The sequence below is a fragment of the Flavobacterium sp. S87F.05.LMB.W.Kidney.N genome, assembly GCF_004366435.1.
In the GTDB taxonomy this organism is placed as follows: domain Bacteria; phylum Bacteroidota; class Bacteroidia; order Flavobacteriales; family Flavobacteriaceae; genus Flavobacterium.
In genome coordinates this window covers 625154-647212 of record NZ_SODX01000001.1, presented here as the reverse complement: position 1 = coordinate 647212, position 22059 = coordinate 625154, and the positions used below count along the sequence as shown (strand labels likewise).

Annotated in this window: 17 protein-coding genes and 1 tRNA gene; 10 read left to right on the top strand and 8 right to left on the bottom strand. The window is 33.6% G+C overall.

Annotated features, from left to right (window positions below):
* Positions 1 to 43: 43 nt before the first annotated feature.
* The 4 genes from EDB96_RS02895 to EDB96_RS02875 all read right to left on the bottom strand — a co-directional run bounded on the left by EDB96_RS02895 (position 44) and on the right by EDB96_RS02875 (position 4063).
* Positions 44 to 1300 carry a hemolysin family protein gene (locus tag EDB96_RS02895; protein WP_134139145.1) on the bottom strand — a complete coding sequence of 419 codons (1257 nt, stop codon included), beginning with the start codon at positions 1298 to 1300 and terminating at the stop codon, positions 44 to 46.
* Between the two features lie 206 nt (positions 1301 to 1506).
* The gene (lptC, locus tag EDB96_RS02885; RefSeq protein WP_134139144.1) at positions 1507 to 2058 is read right to left on the bottom strand and encodes an LPS export ABC transporter periplasmic protein LptC; all 552 of its coding nucleotides are present in this window, start codon (positions 2056 to 2058) and stop codon (positions 1507 to 1509) included.
* A gap of 51 nt (positions 2059 to 2109) precedes the next feature.
* On the bottom strand, positions 2110 to 3336 hold the full coding sequence (locus EDB96_RS02880; protein WP_134139142.1) for a hypothetical protein: 1227 nt from the start codon (positions 3334 to 3336) through the stop codon (positions 2110 to 2112).
* The gene (locus tag EDB96_RS02875; protein ID WP_134139141.1) at positions 3329 to 4063 is read right to left on the bottom strand and encodes a type III pantothenate kinase; all 735 of its coding nucleotides are present in this window, start codon (positions 4061 to 4063) and stop codon (positions 3329 to 3331) included. The genes EDB96_RS02880 and EDB96_RS02875 overlap by 8 nt, the downstream gene beginning before the upstream one ends.
* A 103-nt stretch (positions 4064 to 4166) precedes the next feature.
* Here EDB96_RS02875 and EDB96_RS02870 point away from each other — a divergent pair.
* The 6 genes from EDB96_RS02870 to EDB96_RS02845 all read left to right on the top strand — a co-directional run bounded on the left by EDB96_RS02870 (position 4167) and on the right by EDB96_RS02845 (position 7528).
* Positions 4167 to 4239: transfer RNA gene (locus EDB96_RS02870), tRNA-Phe, on the top strand.
* 50 nt (positions 4240 to 4289) lie between these two features.
* On the top strand, positions 4290 to 4574 hold the full coding sequence (locus tag EDB96_RS02865; RefSeq protein ID WP_134139137.1) for a GIY-YIG nuclease family protein: 285 nt from the start codon (positions 4290 to 4292) through the stop codon (positions 4572 to 4574).
* A gap of 96 nt (positions 4575 to 4670) precedes the next feature.
* Entirely contained in the window at positions 4671 to 4955 is a 285-nt protein-coding gene (locus EDB96_RS02860; protein WP_134139139.1) for a GIY-YIG nuclease family protein, read from the top strand.
* Between the two features lie 94 nt (positions 4956 to 5049).
* Complete coding sequence (locus tag EDB96_RS02855) at positions 5050 to 5334, top strand: GIY-YIG nuclease family protein (protein WP_134139137.1); 285 nt, start codon at positions 5050 to 5052, stop codon at positions 5332 to 5334.
* Positions 5335 to 5798: 464 nt separating this feature from the next.
* The gene (locus EDB96_RS02850) at positions 5799 to 7292 is read left to right on the top strand and encodes an MFS transporter (RefSeq protein WP_134139136.1); all 1494 of its coding nucleotides are present in this window, start codon (positions 5799 to 5801) and stop codon (positions 7290 to 7292) included.
* 11 nt (positions 7293 to 7303) lie between these two features.
* Positions 7304 to 7528 (top strand): DUF6814 family protein, encoded by a 225-nt coding sequence (locus EDB96_RS02845; RefSeq protein ID WP_057115955.1) that lies wholly within the window; start codon positions 7304 to 7306, stop codon positions 7526 to 7528.
* Positions 7529 to 7633: 105 nt separating this feature from the next.
* Here the strand turns inward: EDB96_RS02845 and EDB96_RS02840 are convergent, their stop codons facing one another.
* From EDB96_RS02840 to EDB96_RS02825, 4 genes are all read right to left on the bottom strand, one after another.
* Positions 7634 to 10507 (bottom strand): alpha-amylase family glycosyl hydrolase, encoded by a 2874-nt coding sequence (locus EDB96_RS02840; RefSeq protein WP_134139134.1) that lies wholly within the window; start codon positions 10505 to 10507, stop codon positions 7634 to 7636.
* Between the two features lie 82 nt (positions 10508 to 10589).
* A complete protein-coding gene (locus EDB96_RS02835) occupies positions 10590 to 11405 on the bottom strand; it encodes a SusE domain-containing protein (protein WP_134139132.1) in 816 nt (271 codons plus the stop codon).
* A gap of 28 nt (positions 11406 to 11433) precedes the next feature.
* Complete coding sequence (locus tag EDB96_RS02830; protein ID WP_134139131.1) at positions 11434 to 13041, bottom strand: RagB/SusD family nutrient uptake outer membrane protein; 1608 nt, start codon at positions 13039 to 13041, stop codon at positions 11434 to 11436.
* Between the two features lie 31 nt (positions 13042 to 13072).
* On the bottom strand, positions 13073 to 16048 hold the full coding sequence (locus tag EDB96_RS02825) for a SusC/RagA family TonB-linked outer membrane protein (protein ID WP_134139130.1): 2976 nt from the start codon (positions 16046 to 16048) through the stop codon (positions 13073 to 13075).
* 236 nt (positions 16049 to 16284) lie between these two features.
* Between EDB96_RS02825 and EDB96_RS02820 the strand changes: the two genes are divergently transcribed.
* The 4 genes from EDB96_RS02820 (at position 16285) to EDB96_RS02805 (ending at position 22053) form a co-directional block, all read left to right on the top strand.
* Positions 16285 to 17316, top strand: a complete 1032-nt coding sequence (locus EDB96_RS02820) for a LacI family DNA-binding transcriptional regulator (protein WP_057115950.1) — start codon at positions 16285 to 16287, stop codon at positions 17314 to 17316.
* 178 nt (positions 17317 to 17494) lie between these two features.
* Positions 17495 to 19012, top strand: a complete 1518-nt coding sequence (locus EDB96_RS02815) for an MFS transporter (protein ID WP_134139129.1) — start codon at positions 17495 to 17497, stop codon at positions 19010 to 19012.
* Entirely contained in the window at positions 19005 to 19664 is a 660-nt protein-coding gene (gene pgmB / locus EDB96_RS02810) for a beta-phosphoglucomutase (protein WP_134139127.1), read from the top strand. The genes EDB96_RS02815 and pgmB overlap by 8 nt, the downstream gene beginning before the upstream one ends.
* Before the next feature lie 85 nt (positions 19665 to 19749).
* Complete coding sequence (locus EDB96_RS02805; RefSeq protein WP_134139125.1) at positions 19750 to 22053, top strand: glycoside hydrolase family 65 protein; 2304 nt, start codon at positions 19750 to 19752, stop codon at positions 22051 to 22053.
* The last annotated feature ends 6 nt before the right edge of the window (positions 22054 to 22059 follow it).

Below are 22059 nucleotides of genomic sequence, written 5' to 3'. Positions count from 1 at the left end.
CTAGCGTTTTATTTTACACATTTTTTTTTAATAATTTAAAAAATCAATCTTTAATTGTCAATTTGACTAGTTCTATTTTCTTATTTGACGCCTCTTTTATAAAAAAATGGTACTTATCTATTACAATTTTATCTCCTTTTTGTGGGATTTCTTTTGTATGATTTACAATAAAACCTCCTAAAGTTCCATAAGAATCTTCCTCAGGAATCATCAATTTATAGGTTTCATTTAAATATTCAACATCTAATCTCGTCGAAAACAAATATTTGCCTTCGCCTATTTCTTCTTCAATTAATTCTTCATCTAAGTCATGCTCATCTTCAATTTCACCAAAAAGTTCTTCGACAATATCTTCAATTGTAATTATTCCAGAAGTTCCGCCATATTCATCTAAAACAACTGCGACATTTTTACGTTTTTTAATCAATAAAGTCAAAACATCTTTTATTAAAATTGTTTCAGGAACAAACTCAACTGTCATCAAAACCGATTTTATTGTCGCTGGTTTCTTGAATAAATCAAACGAATGCACATAACCCACTATGTCGTCTAAAGAATTCTGGCTAATGATAATTTTAGAATATCCTGTTTCAACAAATAACGCTTTAAGGTCATCAACTGTATCAAACAAATCTATATCTACAATTTCCGTTCGAGGCGTCATTATATCACGTGCCTTTACTCCTGAAAACTCCAACGCATTTTGAAAAATCTGAATTTCAGAATCTACTTCTTCATCTTCTTCAACCGTGCTCATTTGTTCTGTAATATAATTTCCAAGTTCAATTCTGCTAAATAATTGAATCTGATTTCCTTCTGTTTTAAAAAATTTACTCAGCACAAAATCTGCAATCCAAATAAAGAAAGTTGAAATGTAATAAAATAATCGGTAAAATAAATAGGCCGGAAGAGCGAGAATCTTAATTAAAGAATTCGCATAAATCTGAAAAAATACTTTAGGGAAAAATTCTGAAGTTAACAGAACCACAAATGTGGCAAGCAGAGTTTGAACAAGTACATTCCACCAATCCGAAAAAACAAGACCAAGATGTGCCATCCAATTCAAAATCAGATCGCCCATAAAAAAGCCATAAACAACCAAAGCGACATTGTTGCCAATAAGCATGGCCGCAATAAATTTGGATGGATTTTCGGTAAGTTTAGTTAAGATTCGAGACAAGAAATCGTCTTGTTTCTTTTCTATTTCGAGGTAAATTTTGTTGGAGGAAATAAACGCGATTTCCATTCCAGAGAAAAAGGCTGCTAGTATTAAACATATTATTATAATACTAATTTCCATTTTTATTGTTTTTTGTTACGGTTATCGTATTTATTAAGAAACCTTCTTCTAAAGAAAAACATAAAAACAGCCATTCCTGCGATTACAAAGTAGAAGGGATAACTTTCATCTCCTTCGTTTAGTTTCACTATACCATCATAAGCAAAAAAAAGTGCAAATGCGATATAGATAAATTGTGTATATTTTAAATAACCCATGATATATTTTTATTCTTCAGATTCAATTTCGCCGCTTATTCGCTGCGAATTAATCACTTTAAAATCTTTACTAAAATCTATTCCCTGACCGTGAGAAACTCCTTTTTTATCGGTAAGTTTAAATTTTCTTTCGGTATAAAACCATTCATTTTTCTGATCAAAGTACAATTGCTCAGTTTCCAAAACCTGTCCAGCTTCAGAGGTGATTTTTACTTTTCCAATCAAATCAATAATCCCTGTATTTTTATACGAAACCGCATAATTTCCTCTTATAAAGGTACGCTTTTGCTTTTTGTCATATAAAGTAACATCTAATCCTTTAGGAAATTCTGTGAAAGGAAAATCAAGATTTGAATAATCCAGCATTTTAGGACTTATTAAAACACCTGAAATACGTCCAGAATCTGTATACTTTATATTAACTGTATCTGCATCACTTGCCGGGACAAACTCTGAGAAGTTAATTTTCTGAACATCTTTAAAATTACTTTCGCACCCAAAAAATAGTGTCACAGCAAAAACTGTGACAACTAGCAGACTATATCTCTTTGGTAAATTCATTCGCCAAATGTAATAAATTGTAATGAGCTTAGAAAAGATAAAATATTATGTTTATTGGAATTTACTCTTCACGAACCATTTGTCGTTGAAAGAGAAACTTAAACTAAAATTCACGTAATTTTCTTGAACTAAATTAGAAGAAACTGTACCGCGTTTACCAAATTCAATTCCGAAATTCAAATTTGAATAAGATCCTGGAATCGGAATTCCAGCTCCTAATGTCATTCCGACATCTTTAATTGATTCGTTGTTTACAATCAAACCAATTTTTTCATATTTCAAACCAGCTCTATAGGTAATTCTACTCATGTAACTTGTAAACGAATTATAATTAGGAAGATAATATCCTCCTAGAGCATATTTAGAATAACTTTCATAGCTTACATTTTGAGCTGAATTGTAATAATTTGCTAACTGTCCATCTCCTTGAAAAGTCATATTTGCACCTACAAGCCATTTTCTTGCTTCACCAATTCCTAAACCAATGCTTAATTTATTTGGAAGTTTTAATTTTGTTGAAGTTGCAGGATATATATAAGGATCAGGGTCACCTTGTACTGAAATTACTCTTGTATTATCTGAGTTAAGATTACTGGCAAATGAATAACTCAAACTAGAAAATATACTAACCTTTTTGTACACTTTTCTTTGATACATAGTTCCTAAGCTAAAAGCCATACCTGATAATTCAGATGTATTTACTTCTGCTGTACCATTTTGAACACCAGAAATACCTTCTACACTTGTTGTTGTAATTTTTCCAAAATTGTATTGGGCATCTACACCAATATTCCAATTTTGGATAATTTTATATCCTAATCCGAAATAAACTTTGTTTACCCCTCCTTTTCCGTCAAGCTGTGAATTAACATCTCCTTCTGTCGGAGAACTATTCAAAATTTTATATCCTACCGAAGTTACTGGGATCAAACCAAAAGAAGCACCAAATTTTCCCATCGGAATTCCTAATGCTAAATAATCAAAAGTACTACGTTGTGCTTTTTCAGATTGCGTACTTGTTTTTAAATTAGAAGTTGCAAAAGTTCCCCCAACGGTAAACGTAGTTTGTATTAAACTGGCATAACTTGCAGGATTATCTAAATTTAAGTGAATCGTATCTTGCTCCACTGCAACGCCAGCCATAGATCTATTTTCAAGAGTTCCCTTGAATCTTACATCTCCTATTCCGAAAAAAGAATAAGGCGAAGCAGTACCTTGTTGAGCAAATGAAACGAACGATATAAGCAAACAAGCGCTTATTAATACTTTTTTAATCATTGTCGATTTTATATTGATATGTTTGGTTCAAACTCTCCAGAAGGAAATTTGAATTGGCAAATATGGTATTTTTTAATCGTTTAGCCAAAAAATCTGCATCGCCTCCCGTTAAAATTATGATAAAATTTGAAAACTCTCTGCGATAATCATCGATAAAACCGTCAATCTCATAGACGAAACCATTGACAACACCAGAATGTATGGCTTGTGCCGTTGAGTTTCCTATATATGATTCAGGGCTTTCTAATGTAAGTAACGGCAGTCTGGCTGTAAAATTATGCAGTGATTCATATCGCAGGCGAAGACCCGGAGAAATGGCTCCTCCTAAATAATTATCATTTTCGTCGATAAAATCGTAGGTTATGCATGTTCCGGCATCAATAACTAATCTATTTTGTTTGGGGAATTTTAAAGTTGCTCCCGCAGCCAAAATCATTCGATCTATTCCTAATGTTTTTGGTGTTGCGTATTTATTATGAAAAGGGAATAGATCTTCATGTGTAAAAAAATGAACTTTTAATTGTTTTTCGAAAGTTAAAAAGGACTGTTTTTCGATACTTCCTACTGATGCAACAACCAAATCGGAGCAGTTTGGAAATTTTTTTAAAATTTTTTCAATTTTTTCTTCCAGTTCATTTTTCTCAAAAATAAAATTCTCCAGAGCAGTATTTCCCTCAAATACAGATGCTTTAATTCTGGTGTTTCCGACATCAACAGTTAAAATCATTTTTACTTTTTGTTTCTGCGAAGATACGAATTGATTTTTTTTTTAAAATGTTTTGGATAAACGGAAAATGATTCTATCTTTGCACCCGCATTAACCGCACAACGGTACCTTAGCTCAGATGGTAGAGCAATGGACTGAAAATCCATGTGTCCCTGGTTCGATCCCTGGAGGTACCACAAAACCCGAATAGAAATATTCGGGTTTTTGTTTTTTAATACTCATTCAAATGCATTATCTCTATATTCTCTATTCAAAATCATCTCAAAAATTTTACATCGGCGAAACCAATAACATAAACGAAAGAGTAATAAAACACAATAATCACTCTTATTCAAATTCCTTTACCAAGATTGCCAATGACTGGGAAATCGTTTTGACTTTTAATTGTACTGACAGAGACGAAGCTCTTTACTTGGAACGCTTTATTAAAAGAATGAAAAGTAAAACCTTTAATGATAAAATAATTAATGATCCGTCAATATTAAAAGATATTTTATCCAAAAGAAACTAAATATGTGTCCCTGGTTCTCCCGAAGCCTCGGGACTGGAGGTACCACAAAACCCGAATAGAAATATTCGGGTTTTTTGTTTTTTAATACTCATTCAAATGCATTATCTCTATATTCTCTATTCAAAATCATCTCAAAAATTTTACATCGGCGAAACCAATAACATAAATGAAAGAGTAATAAAACACAATAATCACTCTTATTCAAATTCCTTTACCAAGATTGCCAATGACTGGGAAATCGTTTTGACTTTTAATTGTAATGACAGAGACGAAGCTCTTTACTTGGAACGCTTTATTAAAAGAATGAAAAGTAAAACCTTTAATGATAAAATAATTAATGATCCGTCAATATTAAAAGATATTTTATCCAAAAGAAACTAAATATGTGTCCCTGGTTCTCCCGAAGCCTCGGGACTGGAGGTACCACAAAACCCGAATAGAAATATTCGGGTTTTTGTTTTTTAATACTCATTCAATGCATTATCTCTATATTCTCTATTCAAAATCATCTCAAAAATTTTACATCGGCGAAACCAATAACATAAACGAAAGAGTAATAAAACACAATAATCACTCTTATTCAAATTCCTTTACCAAGATTGCCAATGACTGGGAAATCGTTTTAACTTTTAATTGTACTGACAGAGACGAAGCTCTTTACTTGGAACGCTTTATTAAAAGAATGAAAAGCAAAACCTTTAATGATAAAATAATTAATGATCCGTCAATTTTAAAAGATATTTTATCCAAAAGAAACTAAATATGTGTCCCTGGTTCTCCCGAAGCCTCGGGACTGGAGGTACCACAAAACCCGAATAGCAATATTCGGGTTTTTTGTTTTTTATCCTTTTTGTTCTTAACCGCAAAGTGCGCTAAGATTTACGCAAAGGTTCGCAAAGGTTCGCAAAGTTTTAAAATTAAACTTTGCGAACCTTTGTATTTTTTTTTTTGAGTCTTTGCGATTAAAAACCTTTTCAAATTTTCTTTTGTTTCAAAAAAAGTCATTCCGCTTGATTTTATGCAACTCCAGCTAAAGCTGGAGTCAATTCAAAAAAACTTTGCGAACCTTTGCGTTTTTTCTTTCTAAACTTTTTCGTTAATCCAATAAGTCAACAAATTAATAGTTTTTGTTAAAAAAGTATTGACTGAATAAAAAAATAACTTCTATATTCGTAAAGCTATATTTTTAACATTCATTTACTAATAAGATCTCAAAGCAGTTTTATGAGCAAAACTTCTACTAAGGGCATTTGGAAAGTAATTTCAGCCTCTTCAATGGGCACCATGATTGAATGGTATGACTTCTACATTTTTGGCAGTTTGGCCGTCGTTATTTCAACCAAGTTCTTTCCCAGTGATAATCCAACCGCTGCATTTTTATCTACTTTAGCCACTTTTGCAGCCGGATTTGTAGTCCGTCCTTTTGGCGCCTTATTTTTTGGACGCCTTGGAGATATTATTGGCCGGAAATATACTTTTATGGCAACCTTATTATTAATGGGCGGATCTACTTTTTTAATAGGATGTATTCCGAGTTACGAAACTATTGGTTTTTTCGCACCATTATTAGTTCTAATTCTGAGATTATTACAAGGATTAGCTCTTGGAGGTGAATATGGCGGAGCAGCAACTTATGTAGCAGAACATGCTCCAGCTGGTCAAAAAGGTTATTGGACTTCTTGGATTCAGACCACTGCGACTGTCGGTTTATTTATTTCTTTAATGGTTATTTTAGCAACCAAGAGTATTCTTTCTCCAGAAGATTTCGATTTATGGGGATGGCGTGTTCCTTTCTGGGTTTCTATTGCTATGGTTGGCGTTTCGTATCTCATCAGAAAAAATATGGATGAATCGCCTGTTTTTGCGAAAGCTAAAAAAGAAGGAACGACTAGTACAAATCCGTTAAAAGAAAGTTTTGGAAACAGATATAATATGAAGTTCGTTTTACTGGCTTTGTTTGGAGCAACAATGGGACAAGGCGTTGTTTGGTACACAGGACAATTTTATGCCATGAGTTTTATGAAAACGGTTATGAATGTTGACTCTTCGCAAGTAGATGAATTATTAGGTATTGCACTCTTAATTGGAACTCCTTTTTTTATTATTTTTGGATGGCTGAGCGATAAAATTGGGCGTAAATATATTATGATGTTCGGAATGCTGATTGCCATATTGTCTTATAGACCTATTTATAAGATGATGTACAATACAACAGATATAAACCAAAAAACTGAAATTGTAGAAAACCCGACAGAAACTACTGAAAGAAAAGATAACGGAAGTTCTATTGTTACAACAGAAAAAAAATACACAGATGGCACAACCGTCTTGGAGAAAAAAACGTACATGGAGAAAAAGGATGTACAAACAAGTGTTTCAATAACAATTAATTCAAGCGATAAATGGACTTTAATTTTCTTGGTTTTTATTCAAGTATTATTTGTAACAATGGTTTATGGTCCAATTGCCGCATTTTTAGTCGAAATGTTTCCAACTAAAATCAGATATACTTCTATGTCGCTTCCTTATCATGTTGGAAACGGAATATTTGGAGGATTACTTCCTGCTATTTCTACTTATTTTGTAACTCACGCCAAAACGGCCGGAAAACCAGATTATTATCTAGACGGATTATGGTATCCTATTGTAATTGCAGGAATCTGCTTTGTAATTGGAATGATATATATTGACAACAAAAACAAAACTACTCACCTTTAAAATTTAAAAAAATGAATGCGATTAAACAAGTTTTAGGGGCTTTATGGATTGCTTTAGCAGCTGCAGCGGCTTATTTCTGTGTGTTTGAATTTGGTTTACCTAAACTGCTTTCAGACCAGCAAGACGATTTAGTATTTGGTGTAATTATCTTATTTATATTGACACCGCTGATTGTCATGGGCCTGGGTACATTTGGTTATTATTCTCTGATCGGAGAATATAATAAGAAGAAATAAACATCACAATCAAAAATAGAAAAGGGCTGTCTACATTATGTAGAACAGCCCTTTTTCCTCACTAACCTAACCAAATTCTTAATCTGTAAAATATATTTTCAACGTTTATTTTTTAATAAACTTCATTACTTGAGTTTTATGATTTTCATCAGAAGCTTTTACGAGATATAATCCTGTTTGTAATTCGCTTACGCCAAATTGAAAATCAGCATTATTATTTGAAGTAAAGCTTTTAACTAATTGTCCTGAAACGGAATAAATCTGAACTTTTTTAAAAGCACTATTTAAAGTGAAATAATCTGAAACTGGATTAGGATATAGACTCACCATATTGCCTTTTTCAAAATCATCAATCGCTAAGTTTGCTGTTTTGTTACCATAAATTCGATAGTCTCCTGGAGGCAGATTGATTGGCGCATTTACATCGGTTACATTAATAGTTGTATTATCCATTAAATTATACCAAGTTCCCGGATACGGAAAACCTGTTGCAACATTTTGTGCCGTGGTATCGAAATTGGCCAAAATCAAAACATTTTTTAATTCCGCTGCAGTCAGAGCTGAATTTTCAATTTTGATATTAATCAACAAAGAGTTCGCATTTGTCATTGTGGGAGTACCTAAAAAAACAGGTTCTACGGTTTTAAGCGTAATCATTTTAGCCCAATCGTTATAAATTTTATTACGATTAGAATCTCCGATCCAATTTTCTGTCCATTGAGGCTGTGGTTTTGTATCTAATTTACAATCACCAGGAATTGCTCCTGAATCATCATTTACGGTTCCGTTATTGCAGCTGAAAATAGAATCATCCATTCCTAATTCTCCAAAGTGCCAAATCATTTTTGGCCCTGGAACTAATAATGAAACAGCTCCAATCGCAGACATTCTTGACAACGCTGTATTTAAGGTTTTGACATTATAAGTTCCATTAACAGCTCCATATTGTACATTTTTGTACATAAGACGTTCTTCATCATGACTTTCAGCATAACCCATTAAACGGTTCGCATTAAAACCGCGGCTCGCGCTAGTCATTCTTGAAATATTACTATCTGAAGCGTAACCCATTGACAATTGATTATAAGGATTAGTCATTTTCCCCCACATCATAACTCCTTTGCTTGGCGTTTCAGTAATTTTATAATTTGCCCATTCTCTTTCTTCAATATCACTTCCTAAATGCTCAAAAATGGTATAATGTGTTGGATCTAAACTCCATGAATAATCCGCATATTTTTTTAAAACATCTACTCTATCCTGTTGATAAGCATTTGTACAACTTTCATCTGCTGCAGTACAAGCTTGTGTAAATCCTTTAGTTAAGTCCCATCGGAAACCGTCAATTTTATATTCTTCAATCCATTGTTTAATAACACGATTAACATAATTTTGAGTTTTTAGAGATTGATGATTAAAATCTTCTCCAACACTATAGCTATGCTTTGCAACCGTATTAAAATATGGATTTTCGGCAGTTGGCGAACCAAAACCATCCCCGTCTGGGTCATTCATCCACATTCTTACCATCGGATTTCTTCCAAAAGCGTGGTTTAGCGCCACATCTAGAATTACAGCAATTCCGTTTTGATGGCATAAATCGATAAACTCTTTTAATTTGTCTGATGTTCCATAGAATTTATCTAAAGCCATGTGAAATGAAGTATTATAACCCCAGCTTTCGTTGCCTTCAAATTCCATTACCGGCATTAATTCAATAGCATTAACTTTTAGATTTTTAAAATAGTCTATTCGATCTATTAAACTCTGATAACTTCTGTTCGCATCAAAATCACGCACTAGAACTTCATAAACCACTAATTTCTCTTTTTCTGGTTTTACAAAATTAGTAACCTGCCAATTGTAAGGAGTCTGACCCGTTTTTAAAACTGTAACCTCAAAATTTTGTCCCGCAGGATAAACTGGCATATTTGGGTATTTTGCCACAGGAATCGAAGCATCATCATAAGGTGACAAAACCAAAGTAGAATAAGGGTCTGCCGTTTTAACCATTGCTGGCGAATTTGCAAGCGGCGTTGCATCTACAACCCAATATTGATAGGTATTATTTACACCAGAAACTAATCCAGTTAATTCAAGCCAAAATTTACCTGAACTTGGATCTTTTTTCATTGCATAAGCTGATGTTGGCTGCCAATTATTAAAACTTCCTGCGACGTAAACAAAGTCCTTCAATGGTGCATCTAAAACTAAAGTGGCTTTTGTTGCATCAGAAATATTATAATTAATTCCGTCTACTAATCCAGCCGGCATAGCTTGCGAAACAGTATTTGGGTTTACAACTACTGAGAATTTCTTTGAAATTGTAGTAGCACCTTGAACAACAATCAATTCGTAGCTTTGATTACTTGTTATATTGGTGTGCGAATAAGAATAACTTGATGTACTTGTATTAGTATTGATCGTTACTCCGTTTGATTTTAAAGTATAATTTGCAGCTCCTCCTGTATTTGTTGCGGTAATAGCAAAGTTAGACCCAGAATTAATAATTGTAGTACTATTTTCTATTGGGGAAGACAGAGAAACTTGAAAAGATCCAACCTCGACAACAATATCTTGAGATTGTTTCGTGCCGCTTCCATCTTTTGCTTTAATTAAAAAACCAATTCTTCCGATTCCGTTTCTATTAAAATATACAGATGGGGTAAATGTTTTGGTATAAGTATCGGTTCCTGCATTATAAGTAAATTTAGCTGCTTCATTCGAAGATGTCCAAGATCCGTTAGACGGAGAATCCATTTGATTTGTATCGTTCACATCATACGACCATGACCAAAGGTAAAGCGCATTTCCTGTAACTGCCCAAGTAGATTCGTTAATACTGCTCCCGTTAATTGTAATCGTAATAGGTGTAGTATCTTCAAAAGTTGAAGGAGTTATAGAGTAAGTTGCTGTCTGTATCTGTGCAAATGAAAATGCAGTCAGCAATAAAAAAAATAATAGTAGAATTCTTTTCATAATTATATTGGTTTGCCGGTTAGATAGTTTGATTAAAAAAGGGCTATCTCGAGATAGCCCTTTTTGTGAATCACATTAAAAACTAGTCTAATGTTATTTTTTTCGCACCATTGTCAATAGTTAAAACTCTTGATCCAGTTGGTCCAGTATATTTAAAGTTACTGTCACCATCTCCTGCATTTACTAATTCATCATCAATAGTATAACCTAAACCTGAATAGTAAGTATAGTTATGGCTTGCATCCCAGTTTCCATCACTTGTAAAGTTGTTTCCTAAGAATTCTCTAAAAGCTTCTCCGCTTTTAAGAACGATAGTTACTTTGTAAACATTTGTTGTACCTACTACTAATGGGAATTCTGTTTCAGCATCACCTGCCCATGTCCATCCTCCTGGAGTTGCAGCTCCAACTAACCAGTGAGAACTAGCTAATGGCACGTGGTATGGAGTAGCTGTAATAGTGTAAAAATTTGAATATTGTGGAATACCAGAAGCGCCTACAACAGATTTAATACGAATATCAATTTTGTTTTCTTCTTTCTCAACAAATCCTCCATTTACTAATGCTGAATTTAACTCCGAAACTGTAAGTGTTTTAAACCTTTCAGTCGTATTAGAAACTACTACAGGAGTAGCAAAACTTGTTCCTGCTTTTGCAACTTCAATGGTATAATTTACAACCGTTTGAGACCCGTTATATTGTGCATCATTCCAAACTACTGTTGTAGCAACTTGATTTTCTGTGTCTTTAGAAAGAACAATACTAAAATCAGATTTTGGTGTTAATAAAACTGGAGCTGTTGATGCTTCAATTACTGGTCTGTTTTCTACGTCGTCTGCGTTACAAGAAACTGCTAATACACCAACGAATGCGATTAATACTTTATATAGATTTTTCATTTTGTTTATTTTTAGTTATAAGGTTAATTTAGTATCCTGGATTTTGTTTTAATGTTGGATTTGCCTGAATGTTTCTTGCAGGAATAGGCATTAAATCTCTGTATGAATCAGTTGCACTTCCATTAATAGAACCACCTTTCCATTGCCAGATTTTAGAACCTCCAGTAAATTTTCCAAAACGAATTAAGTCTGTTCTTCTGTGACATTCCCAGAACAACTCTCTTCCTCTTTCATCTAAAATAAAATCAAGAGTTAATTGAGGTGCTGTTATAGCTTGAGCCCCAGCTCTACTTCTAATTTGATTGATATATACTAAAGCAGTCGCAGCATTTCCTGTTGTAGCTCCTCTTAAAGTTGCTTCAGCATACATTAAATAAGCGTCAGTCAATCTGAACATTGGAAAATCAATATCTGGAATATCATTTCTTTGTGCTGCAGATCCATCAGCTTTTTTGTTGATATACTTCGTTACAGCATAACCATCTGTAAAAGTTCCAACATTTTTAATGTCTTTTGATTGTCCATTCGTGTAGAATGTTCCTCTTTTATCTCCAGTTGCAGTTTCGTCTGGGAAAAGGTTCACAAACTCTCTACGAGTTCTGATACCTTGCCATCCTCCATCCATACCTCTAGAAGCAGCATCCATACTACCTCCAATTGAAGCGTGCATGATAAAACTCATTCCACCTCCAGTAGCTCTAATTGCATTACCATCACCTACAATTGGGAAAATAACTTCGTTTTGAGCACCATTTGTGTTGTTATCTGCAGAAAACAAATATCCGTAAGGAATATTTGCAAATGTGTAACCAGAACTAGTAATGATTTCGTTGCATAATGTAGCAGCTTCATCATTTCTAGCAGTTCCTGTGTATACTTTAGCATTTAAATAAATTTGAGCCAATAAAAATTTAGCTGCAGTTTTATCAACTCTTCCGTATTCATTTGTTTTAGAAGCTGCTAAACTGCTATCTAAATCTTTCAACTCTGACTCAACAAATGCAAAAACTTCTGCTCTCGTTTTTTGTACTGGATAAAAGAATCCAACAGGATCATTTTCTGTAGTGATTGGCACATTTCCGAATAAATCCATTAAGTTGTAATAAGAGAACGCTCTTAAAAAACGAGCTTCTGCTCTAAAAGTAGCGATTTCAGCTTTTAACCCAGCGTCAACACCTCTAGCTGTTAATTTCTCATCAGTAGTTTGTCTTAAAAACTCATTTGCCACACTAATATGATAGAAAGCTCTTGAAAAAGTTCCTTCTAAAAACTCGTTAGACGGAGACCATGTTTGAGAGTTTAATGTTGGTAACGTTCCATCTGCCCAAGCAATAATTGCCTCATCTGTCGTAAATTCCTGAGTTACAAAAAGTAACCTTAAGTAACTACTAAAATCTCCACCAAGTCCAGCAATATCTGCAGAACCATCTCCATCATTACCTCCTACATATAATCCAGCATATAATTTTGCTAATACTTGTTTGTATGATGCTGGATCTTGAAAAAATGTCTCTGATAAAAATTCATCATCATCTCCTGGCGTAACATTTAAGTCGTCAGTACATGAGGTAAGCGTCATACTTAATCCTAACATAAGTAGGAAAAAATAAGATATATATTTAAATGATATTTTCATTTTATTAATTTTTTAAATTATGATTTTCCTATTAGAAGCTTGCATTCACACCAAACAAGAATGTTCTTGCTCTCGGATAAACATTATTATCAATTCCATTGAATTTCTCAGGATCTAAACCATTATACTTTGTAAGGATAAAAACATTCTGCACACCAGCAGTGAATCTTAATGAAGCTGCTTTTATAATTGTTTTATCAAAAGTATATCCAAGCGTAACATTATCAAGTTTAATAAAAGAAGCGTCTTTTATAAAATAGTCTGATAAATAACGTTGTGTACCATTATCTTCAAATGTAAAACCAGTGTTATAGTAATCTGAACTTACATTCGATAAATCTGTTTGTCTTCTTAAACCAGCATCAGAATATCCTAAGTTAGAACTTACGTTATCAAAAATACGGTTCCCTAAACTCGCTCTCCAGTTCATTGTAAAATCTAACTTTTTGTAGTTTAAAGTAGAAAACAATCCGAAAGTATAATCTGGTGCTGTTTTATGAAATCTATAACGATCTCCAGTATCAATTTTCCCATCTCCATTTCTATCTACATACGCACCAGCAATTGGTCGTTTATTTGCATCGTATAATTGTTCGTAAACAAAGAATGAGTTTGGAGCATATCCAACAGAATTTATTTGAATTTTGTTTCCATTACCACCAGCGATATTATCTCCAGTTAAGTAACCTTGGAAACCTGGAACTGTAATTCCTAAGTTAGAAATTTCTTGATGAATATAAGTAGTATTGAAAGCTACATTCCAAGTCAAATTATCTGTTTTAATAATGTCAGAAGCAATACTGAACTCGATACCTTTTGTATCAACGCTTCCAATATTAAAGAAACCTTGATTTCTAATGTTTGCTCCATCTGGAACTGCAATTTCAGCTAATAAATCTGTTGATTTTTTATTGAAATAATTTATCGATCCAGTAATTCTGTCGTTGAAGAATCCGTAATCAATACCAATATTAGTCTCAGCTAATTCTTCCCATTTAATATTTTCATTATATCCTTCTGGTCTTGCAGTTGCATAAATTGTGTTACCAAAAATATACTGAGAGTTGATTGTTCCAAGAGTTACTCTTCTTAAATAATCATACTGTGCAGATATATCTTGCTGACCAGTTGTACCGTAACCAACTCTTAATTTTAAAGTAGAAACAGTAGCATTATCTTTTAAGAAAGCTTCCTCAGATAAATTCCAAGCAAAAGCAGCTCCTCCAAAATTACCCCATCTATTAGCTTCTGAAAAACGAGATGTTCCGTCTCTTCTGTAGTTAAGAGTTAGCAAATATCTACTGTCATAACCTAAATTCAAACGACCGAAATAAGACTGAAGATTGATATCTGGATCAGTAATTACATCCTCATTTGGATTTGGCTGTCTAGTTTCTCCTGATTGGTATTTTTCTTTTTGAAACAACTGATAGTTATAACCCGCAGTTGCATCAATTTTAAATTTCCCTAAATCTTTAGTATAATTAAAATAAGCATTTAAGTTTTTATTTTGAAGTGCATCAGTATAACTGCTGTAGTTTCCTAGATTCACATAATCTGGACCGTTAAAAGGTTTTGGCTGATATCCTAAAGCACTTTGAGTACTTACTTCTGTATATCCGCTGCTATCAAATCTATCGATACCTGCTTCAACAACAGCTCTTAAATCTTCGAAGAAATGGAATTTGTAGTCTAATCTAACATTTCCCCATTTTCTTGTAGAAGTTGCTCTTCTATCATCTTGATTTAATCTAGCAACAGGGTTTCTTGCTGGTAATAATGGTAAGTTTCCAGTTGGCTCTAACCATTCGAAATAACCTCCATAACGAGATCCAGCTTGGTATACTGGCTGCGTTGGATCAAATCCGATTGCACTTCCAATAACAGCTCCTTCGTCTTGAAATTGATTTTTCCCGAAAGATAAGTTTCCGCTAATATCAATTTTTAAATGATTATCAAATAAAACTGGATTTAACGATATCGATGTCGTAGTTCTTTCAAAAGAAGTGTTTCTTAGGATTCCAGGATTATCAACATTTCCAACAGATAAACGTACAGGCAATTTATTAAATAAAGACCCGCTTACAGAGATATTGTTGTTTGTTGTAAGTGCTGTATGAAAAATTTCATTTTGCCAATTTGTATTAGCATTTCCTAATAAAGCTTGTTGAGCAGGAGTTCCTTTTGTATTTACCAATTCGCGGAATTGATCTGCACTCATTACATCAACAGTATTCGCTACTGTATTAATACCAACTTGAGAACTGAAATTTACTTTAACAGCTCCTTTTGATCCTTTTTTGGTAGTAATAACAATTACACCATTTGCAGCACGAGAACCGTAAATTGCAGCAGCAGAAGCATCTTTCAATACTGTAAATGATTCAATATCATTTGGATCAATTGTAGATAAAATACTTGTTGCTCCACTTGGAACTGCATTGCTTAACGGAAGTCCATCTAAAACGATTAATGGTTCATTTGATGCATTTAAAGAAGATCCTCCACGAATTCTAATATCTGCTTTTGCACCTGGCGCCCCTCCTCCTGTGACATTTACACCCGAAATACGACCGCTAATTAAGCTTTCAGGAGTTACGTTAATTCCTTTATTAAAATCTTTTGCAGCAATTTGAGAAACAGAACCTGTTGCATCTTTTTTCTTAACAGTTCCGTAACCTACCTGTACTACAACTTCTTTAAGTTGATTTGTATCTTCTTCTAGAGATACAGCTAAGTTTTTTTGACCATTAAACACAATAGTCGATGTTTTGTATCCAATAAATGAAACTATAATTTTGTCGCCATTTTTTAGATTCGGTAATTGAAATTTACCATCAAAATCTGTAGAAGTACCTCCTGCGGCACCTTGTACATTCACATTTACTCCTGGTATTGGCTGACCCGTGGCAAGATCAGTTACTGTTCCTGTTAATGTGCTTTGAGCTAACACAGTAAACGGAAGCAGAAGGAATAAAAATAACAACTTTTTGTAAATTGTTTTCATACTTTTTGTTTAAATTAGTTTTGAGTTTTTGACTGTTAGTTAAGTTTTTAATTTTACTTCGAATTTCAAAATTATGAATTTATTAACATGCTCAACTAGAGACAACTTTTATTGAGTTACGAAAACGTGGTAGTGTTGAAAACTTTCTATATTTTGTAATCTTTTCAGTCAAAAATTGTCAATTATAAAATTTTCAGATACCTTTATTATTAATTAGATTTTTTTCACTTTACGCCATGAAACGCAAAATAACCCTAAAACAGATTGCAAAGGAACTTGACGTATCCATTTCAACTGTCTCAAAATCACTTAGAAACAGTCTTGAAATTGGTGAAGAAACGCGCTTAAAAGTGCAGGCTTTTGCAAAGTTTTACAACTATAAACCCAACAATATTGCTCTTAGTTTGAAGAACCGAAAAACCAAAAGTATTGGCATCATTATACCCGAAATTGTACACTACTTTTTCTCTACTGTGATTAATGGAATTGAGCAGGTTGCGAACGAAAATGGTTATAGTGTTGTTATTTGTTTATCTGATGATTCTTTTGATAAGGAGGTTTTAAATATGGAAATGTTAGCCAACGGAAGTATCGACGGTTTCATCATGTCTCTTTCTAAAGAAACACAATATAAAGGTGATTTTCATCACATTACAGAAGTCATTAACCAAGGAATGCCGGTTGTAATGTTTGACCGCGTTACTAACGATATTTTATGCGATAAAGTAATTATTGATGATAAAGCGGCGGCTTATGAAGCTGTTCAGAGTTTAATTGATAACGGACGAAAAAAAATAGCCTTAGTAACAACTGTTGACTATGTAAGTGTCGGAAAACTAAGAACTGATGGTTACGAAAAAGCACTTTTAGATAATGGAATTCCTTTTAACGAAGATTTAATCATTAAAATTGAAGATGTAGATACCTGCGAAATCACTATTAGTCAGCTTTTGCACGATAGAGCTTTTGATGCTGTTTTTGCTGTAAATGAACTTTTTGCAGTAACGATTATCAAAACTGCATCAAAAATGGGATTAAAAGTTCCGGAAGATTTAGCTGTAATTGCTTTTACTGATGGAATTATCTCAAAATACTCCACTCCAAGCATTACAACCGTAAGTCAGAGTGGGGAAAAAATGGGAAATAAAGCTGCTAAAATGCTTATTGAAAGACTTGAAGCTGAACATGATGATGACGAAGAAGAAAACGAAAACTATACAACAGAAGTTATAGAGACACATTTAATAAAAAGAGAATCTACTGACTAATTTTCTTAAAATCAACACATTCTAAAGCCATAAAAAATATTTATGGCTTTTTTATTAGCGTAAATAAAAAAATAATTAATACTTTTACGCCCGTCAAGGCTTTTACTTTTACTTCGAAAAAAACAGTAAGTTTTGATAAGCAAAGCGCTTATCGTATAATTTTTCACAAATTACGATAATGGAAAAGCGTAAATTAAGTTTCTGGGAAATTTGGAACATGAGTTTCGGTTTCTTGGGAATACAGTTTGGTTTTGCACTGCAAAACGCAAATACTTCTAGAATTTTTGAAACCCTTGGTGCTAAAATAGATGAAATCCCGATTTTGTGGATTGCTGCGCCTGTTTCAGGTTTAATTATTCAGCCCGTTATTGGTTATTTCAGTGATAGAACCTGGACTCGTTTAGGAAGACGCCGCCCCTATTTTTTAATTGGAGCCATTTTGTCTTCAATCGCATTATTCATTATGCCCAACTCTCCTACTTTATGGATCGCAGCGGGAACTTTATGGATAATGGATGCTTCGATAAATGTTTCAATGGAACCTTTTCGCGCTTTTGTCGGCGATAATTTACCAGACCATCAACGTGCATTAGGTTTTGTAATGCAGAGTTTTTTTATTGGAACAGGTGCTGTTGTAGGTTCTGTTTTACCCTATCTTTTTACAAATGTTTTTGATGTCAGCAATGTTGCCCCTAAAGGAATTATCCCAGATGCTGTAAAATGGTCTTTCTATATTGGCGGAATTGTTTTTCTGCTTTCTGTTCTATGGACTGTTTTTAAAACAACTGAATATACGCCTGAAGAACTTCATGCATTTGAAGCTAATAGTAAAAAAGATTCTCAAAATCTTTCTAATCCAGAAACAGAATCTGGAGTTTCTACAAAAAAACAATTGCTTTTAGGATTAGTCTTTGCCGGTATTGGCGGATTAATTTCATTTCTAATTTTTGAAAACAGCCTGGCAAAAGAATTGTATATTTTATTTATCGGACTAATTTTTATGGGTGTTTTATTTGTAATTGCATCACAATTACGAACTAAAAAAGTTCAAAATGGCTTTACCATAATCATGACCGATTTATTGAATATGCCAAAAACAATGCAAAAATTAGCCTGGGTACAATTTTTCTCTTGGTTTGCGCTTTTCTCTATGTGGATTTACACAACACAAGCTGTTACACAACACATTTTTGGTACGACAGACACGACTTCAAAAGTTTACAACGATGCTGCTGACTGGGTTTCTGTTTTATTTACAGTTTATAACGGTATTGCTGCTGCAGTAGCTTTCTTATTACCAATCATTGCAAAAAAAGTAGGCGTTAGAGCAACACATTTATTGGCATTATGCGCAGGAGGTGTTGGTTTAATTTCAATTTATTTTATTGGTGATAAGCAAATGCTGATCCTGCCAATGTTAGGAGTTGGAATTGCGTGGGCAAGTATTTTATCAATGCCTTATGCAATGTTATCTGGTGCTTTGCCAGCAGCAAAAATGGGTTATTACATGGGAGTTTTTAACTTTTTTGTAGTAATACCACAAATTGTAGCCGCCACCATATTAGGATTTGTAATCAAACAATTCTTTCATAACGAACCTATTTACGCCTTAATAATTGGAGGTGTATCTATGATTTTTGCCGGATTACTTACACTTAGAGTAAATAGCAGAACTAAAATTGAAATTCATGAATAATAATAAAAAAGCCTTCATATTCGATCTTGACGGAGTGATCGTTGATACCGCTAAATACCATTTTTTAGCATGGCAGAAAATTGCCCAATCATTAAATATAAATTTTACACATGAAGACAACGAACTTTTAAAAGGCGTGAGCCGCGTTCGTTCGTTAGACATTATACTTGGATTAGGTAATGTTCAGGCTTCTCAGGAAGACAAAGACAAATGGTTAATTCAAAAAAACGAAGATTATTTATCCTATTTAGTTGACATGGACGAAAGCGAGATTCTTCCAGGAGTTGCTAAAGTTCTAAAACTATTGAAAGATAAAAACCAAGGAATTGCATTGGGTTCTGCGAGTAAAAATGCCCGACCAATTCTTGAAAAAACTGGAATTCTTTCGTACTTCGATGTTATTGTTGACGGTAACGATGTTACCAACGCAAAACCAGATCCGGAAGTTTTCTTAAAAGCGGCTCAATTATTAAATATTGATCCAAAAAACTCAATTGTATTTGAAGATTCTGTTGCCGGAATTCAGGCAGCAAACATAGGCGAAATGGTAAGCGTGGGAATTGGTGAGGAAACAATTTTACATGAAGCTGACTATATTTTTAAAGATTTTACCCAAATCGAAACAAGCTTTATAGAAAAATTAATCAATTAGAAAATGTGCCAATTTGATAGTTACATAATTTCTACAAAATGAATTATCTAATTGTCTAATTAACGAATTATCAAATTAAGAAAAAATGAACCAAGATTATATAAAACCAGATAATTGGTCAATTATAGAAGAAGGATTTGATGCCGAAAGAGTAAAATCGTCTGAAAGTCTTTTTAGTATCGGAAACGGTGCTATGGGGCAGCGTGCCAATTTTGAAGAAACATATTCTGCTGAAACTTTTCAGGGAAGTTATATTGCAGGAATTTATTATCCGGATAAAACAAAAGTGGGCTGGTGGAAAAACGGTTACCCGAAATATTTTGCCAAAGTACTAAACGCTCCAAACTGGATTGGAATTGACGTTGAAATCAACGAAGAAAATCTAGATTTAAATAATTGTACTGAAGTTAGAAATTTCCGCAGAGAATTGAATATGAAAGAAGGATGGTACAATCGTTCTTTTGAAGCTGTTCTAAAAAACGGAACTGAAATTGCCGTAAATGTTCGTCGTTTTCTTTCATTAGATTTAGATGAAGCGGGAATTATAAAATATGAAATCACGCCTTTAAACAAAGATGCAAAAATTGTTTACAAACCTTACGTTGATGCTGGTGTAACAAATGAAGATGCCAACTGGGAAGAAAAATTCTGGGAACCGCTTGAAGTTAAAAAAGGCACAAACGAAGCTTTTGTAACGGCTCAGACTTTCAAAACGCATTTTAAAGTAACAACTTTCATGCACAATACGATTTTGGCAAATAATGAAGATATTCACGTTTCGCCTTCTACAATCGATTCAACTGCAGACAAAGTTCAATATACTTACGGAACCATTATTGCAAAAGGACAAACCTCAGCAATTCAAAAAATCGGAGGTTATACCGTTTCTTTGAACCACGAAAATACTTTGGCTGCAGCCGAAAAAGTAATAAAAACTGCTGTTAATTCAGGATACGATGCTTTACTTCAAAATCAAATTGAGGCTTGGGCAAAAATCTGGGAAATGTCAGATATTACGATTGAAGGCGATGTAAAAGCACAGCAGGGAATTCGTTTCAATATCTTTCAATTAAACCAAACTTATTCAGGAAAAGATTCTCGTTTGAATATTGGACCAAAAGGTTTTACGGGAGAAAAATACGGTGGATCAACTTATTGGGATACTGAGGCTTATTGTATTCCGTTTTATATGGCGACAAAAGATCAGCAGGTTGCTCGAAACTTATTGACATATCGTTACAACCAATTAGACAAAGCAATTGAAAACGCTAAGGATAATCTAGGTTTCAAAAACGGTGCAGCCTTGTATCCGATGGTAACCATGAACGGTGAAGAATGCCACAACGAATGGGAAATCACACACGAAGAAATCCACAGAAATGGTGCGATTGCTTTTGCTATTTACAACTATTACCGTTATACGGGTGATTACTCATATATTCCTGAAAAAGGTTTAGAAGTTTTAATAGGAATTGCACGTTTTTGGCACCAGAGAGCTTCTTTTTCTAAAGATAAAAACCAGTATGTAATTCTTGGTGTTACAGGACCAAACGAATACGAAAACAACATCAACAATAATTTCTACACCAATTATATTGCAAAATGGTGTATTGATTTTGCTGCAGAACAAATTGAAAAAGTAGCTTCAGAATATCCTGCAGATCACAAACGCATTTTAGAAAAAGTAAGCCTTTCGGCGAATGAAATTCAGGAATGGAAAAAAGTGGCCGATGACATGTATTTCCCAATTTCAGAAGAACTTGGAATTTATTTACAGCAAGACGGTTTCTTGGACAAAGATTTAGTTCCAGTAAAAGATTTAGATAAATCACAGCGTCCTATTAACCAAAAATGGTCTTGGGATCGTGTTTTACGTTCACCATATATTAAACAAGCCGATGTTTTACAAGGTTTCTATTTCTTCGAAGATCATTTCTCTAAAGAAGAATTAAAACGCAACTTCGAATTCTACGAATCATTTACGGTTCACGAAAGTTCGCTTTCCCCTTGTGTTCACTCGATTCAGGCTGCAGCTTTAGATAAAATGGATATGGCATATACGTTTTATTTAAGAACTTCTCGTTTGGATTTAGATGATTATAATAAAGAAGTGGAAGAAGGCTGTCACATCACGTCTATGGCGGGAACTTGGATGAGCATTGTTGAAGGTTTTGGCGGAATGAGAGTAAAAAATGACCAATTGCATTTCTCTCCAAAAATCCCAAAAGAATGGAAAGGTTATTCGTTTAAAATCAATTTCAGAAATCAAATTTTAAAAGTAGCTGTAAATCATAACGAAACAACATTTACTGTAGACGGCGATCAAGATTTAACAATTGTAGTTAACGGAAATTCTGTAATTGCAAGTAAATTTGTACAAATAAATTAAATTACA

Excerpts from the sequence above, each read along its gene's own strand:
- lptC (WP_134139144.1), bottom strand. The coding sequence starts at position 2,058 with ATGAATTTACCAAAGAGATATAGTCTGCTAGTTGTCACAGTTTTTGCT.
- EDB96_RS02825 (WP_134139130.1), bottom strand. The coding sequence starts at position 16,048 with ATGAAAACAATTTACAAAAAGTTGTTATTTTTATTCCTTCTGCTTCCG.
- EDB96_RS02815 (WP_134139129.1), top strand. The coding sequence starts at position 17,495 with ATGGAAAAGCGTAAATTAAGTTTCTGGGAAATTTGGAACATGAGTTTC.
- EDB96_RS02855 (WP_134139137.1), top strand. The coding sequence starts at position 5,050 with ATGCATTATCTCTATATTCTCTATTCAAAATCATCTCAAAAATTTTAC.
- EDB96_RS02845 (WP_057115955.1), top strand. The coding sequence starts at position 7,304 with ATGAATGCGATTAAACAAGTTTTAGGGGCTTTATGGATTGCTTTAGCA.
- EDB96_RS02840 (WP_134139134.1), bottom strand. The coding sequence starts at position 10,507 with ATGAAAAGAATTCTACTATTATTTTTTTTATTGCTGACTGCATTTTCA.
- EDB96_RS02880 (WP_134139142.1), bottom strand. The coding sequence starts at position 3,336 with ATGATTAAAAAAGTATTAATAAGCGCTTGTTTGCTTATATCGTTCGTT.
- EDB96_RS02875 (WP_134139141.1), bottom strand. The coding sequence starts at position 4,063 with ATGATTTTAACTGTTGATGTCGGAAACACCAGAATTAAAGCATCTGTA.
- EDB96_RS02850 (WP_134139136.1), top strand. The coding sequence starts at position 5,799 with ATGAGCAAAACTTCTACTAAGGGCATTTGGAAAGTAATTTCAGCCTCT.
- EDB96_RS02895 (WP_134139145.1), bottom strand. The coding sequence starts at position 1,300 with ATGGAAATTAGTATTATAATAATATGTTTAATACTAGCAGCCTTTTTC.
- EDB96_RS02830 (WP_134139131.1), bottom strand. The coding sequence starts at position 13,041 with ATGAAAATATCATTTAAATATATATCTTATTTTTTCCTACTTATGTTA.
- EDB96_RS02865 (WP_134139137.1), top strand. The coding sequence starts at position 4,290 with ATGCATTATCTCTATATTCTCTATTCAAAATCATCTCAAAAATTTTAC.
- EDB96_RS02835 (WP_134139132.1), bottom strand. The coding sequence starts at position 11,405 with ATGAAAAATCTATATAAAGTATTAATCGCATTCGTTGGTGTATTAGCA.
- EDB96_RS02820 (WP_057115950.1), top strand. The coding sequence starts at position 16,285 with ATGAAACGCAAAATAACCCTAAAACAGATTGCAAAGGAACTTGACGTA.
- EDB96_RS02805 (WP_134139125.1), top strand. The coding sequence starts at position 19,750 with ATGAACCAAGATTATATAAAACCAGATAATTGGTCAATTATAGAAGAA.
- EDB96_RS02860 (WP_134139139.1), top strand. The coding sequence starts at position 4,671 with ATGCATTATCTCTATATTCTCTATTCAAAATCATCTCAAAAATTTTAC.
- pgmB (WP_134139127.1), top strand. The coding sequence starts at position 19,005 with ATGAATAATAATAAAAAAGCCTTCATATTCGATCTTGACGGAGTGATC.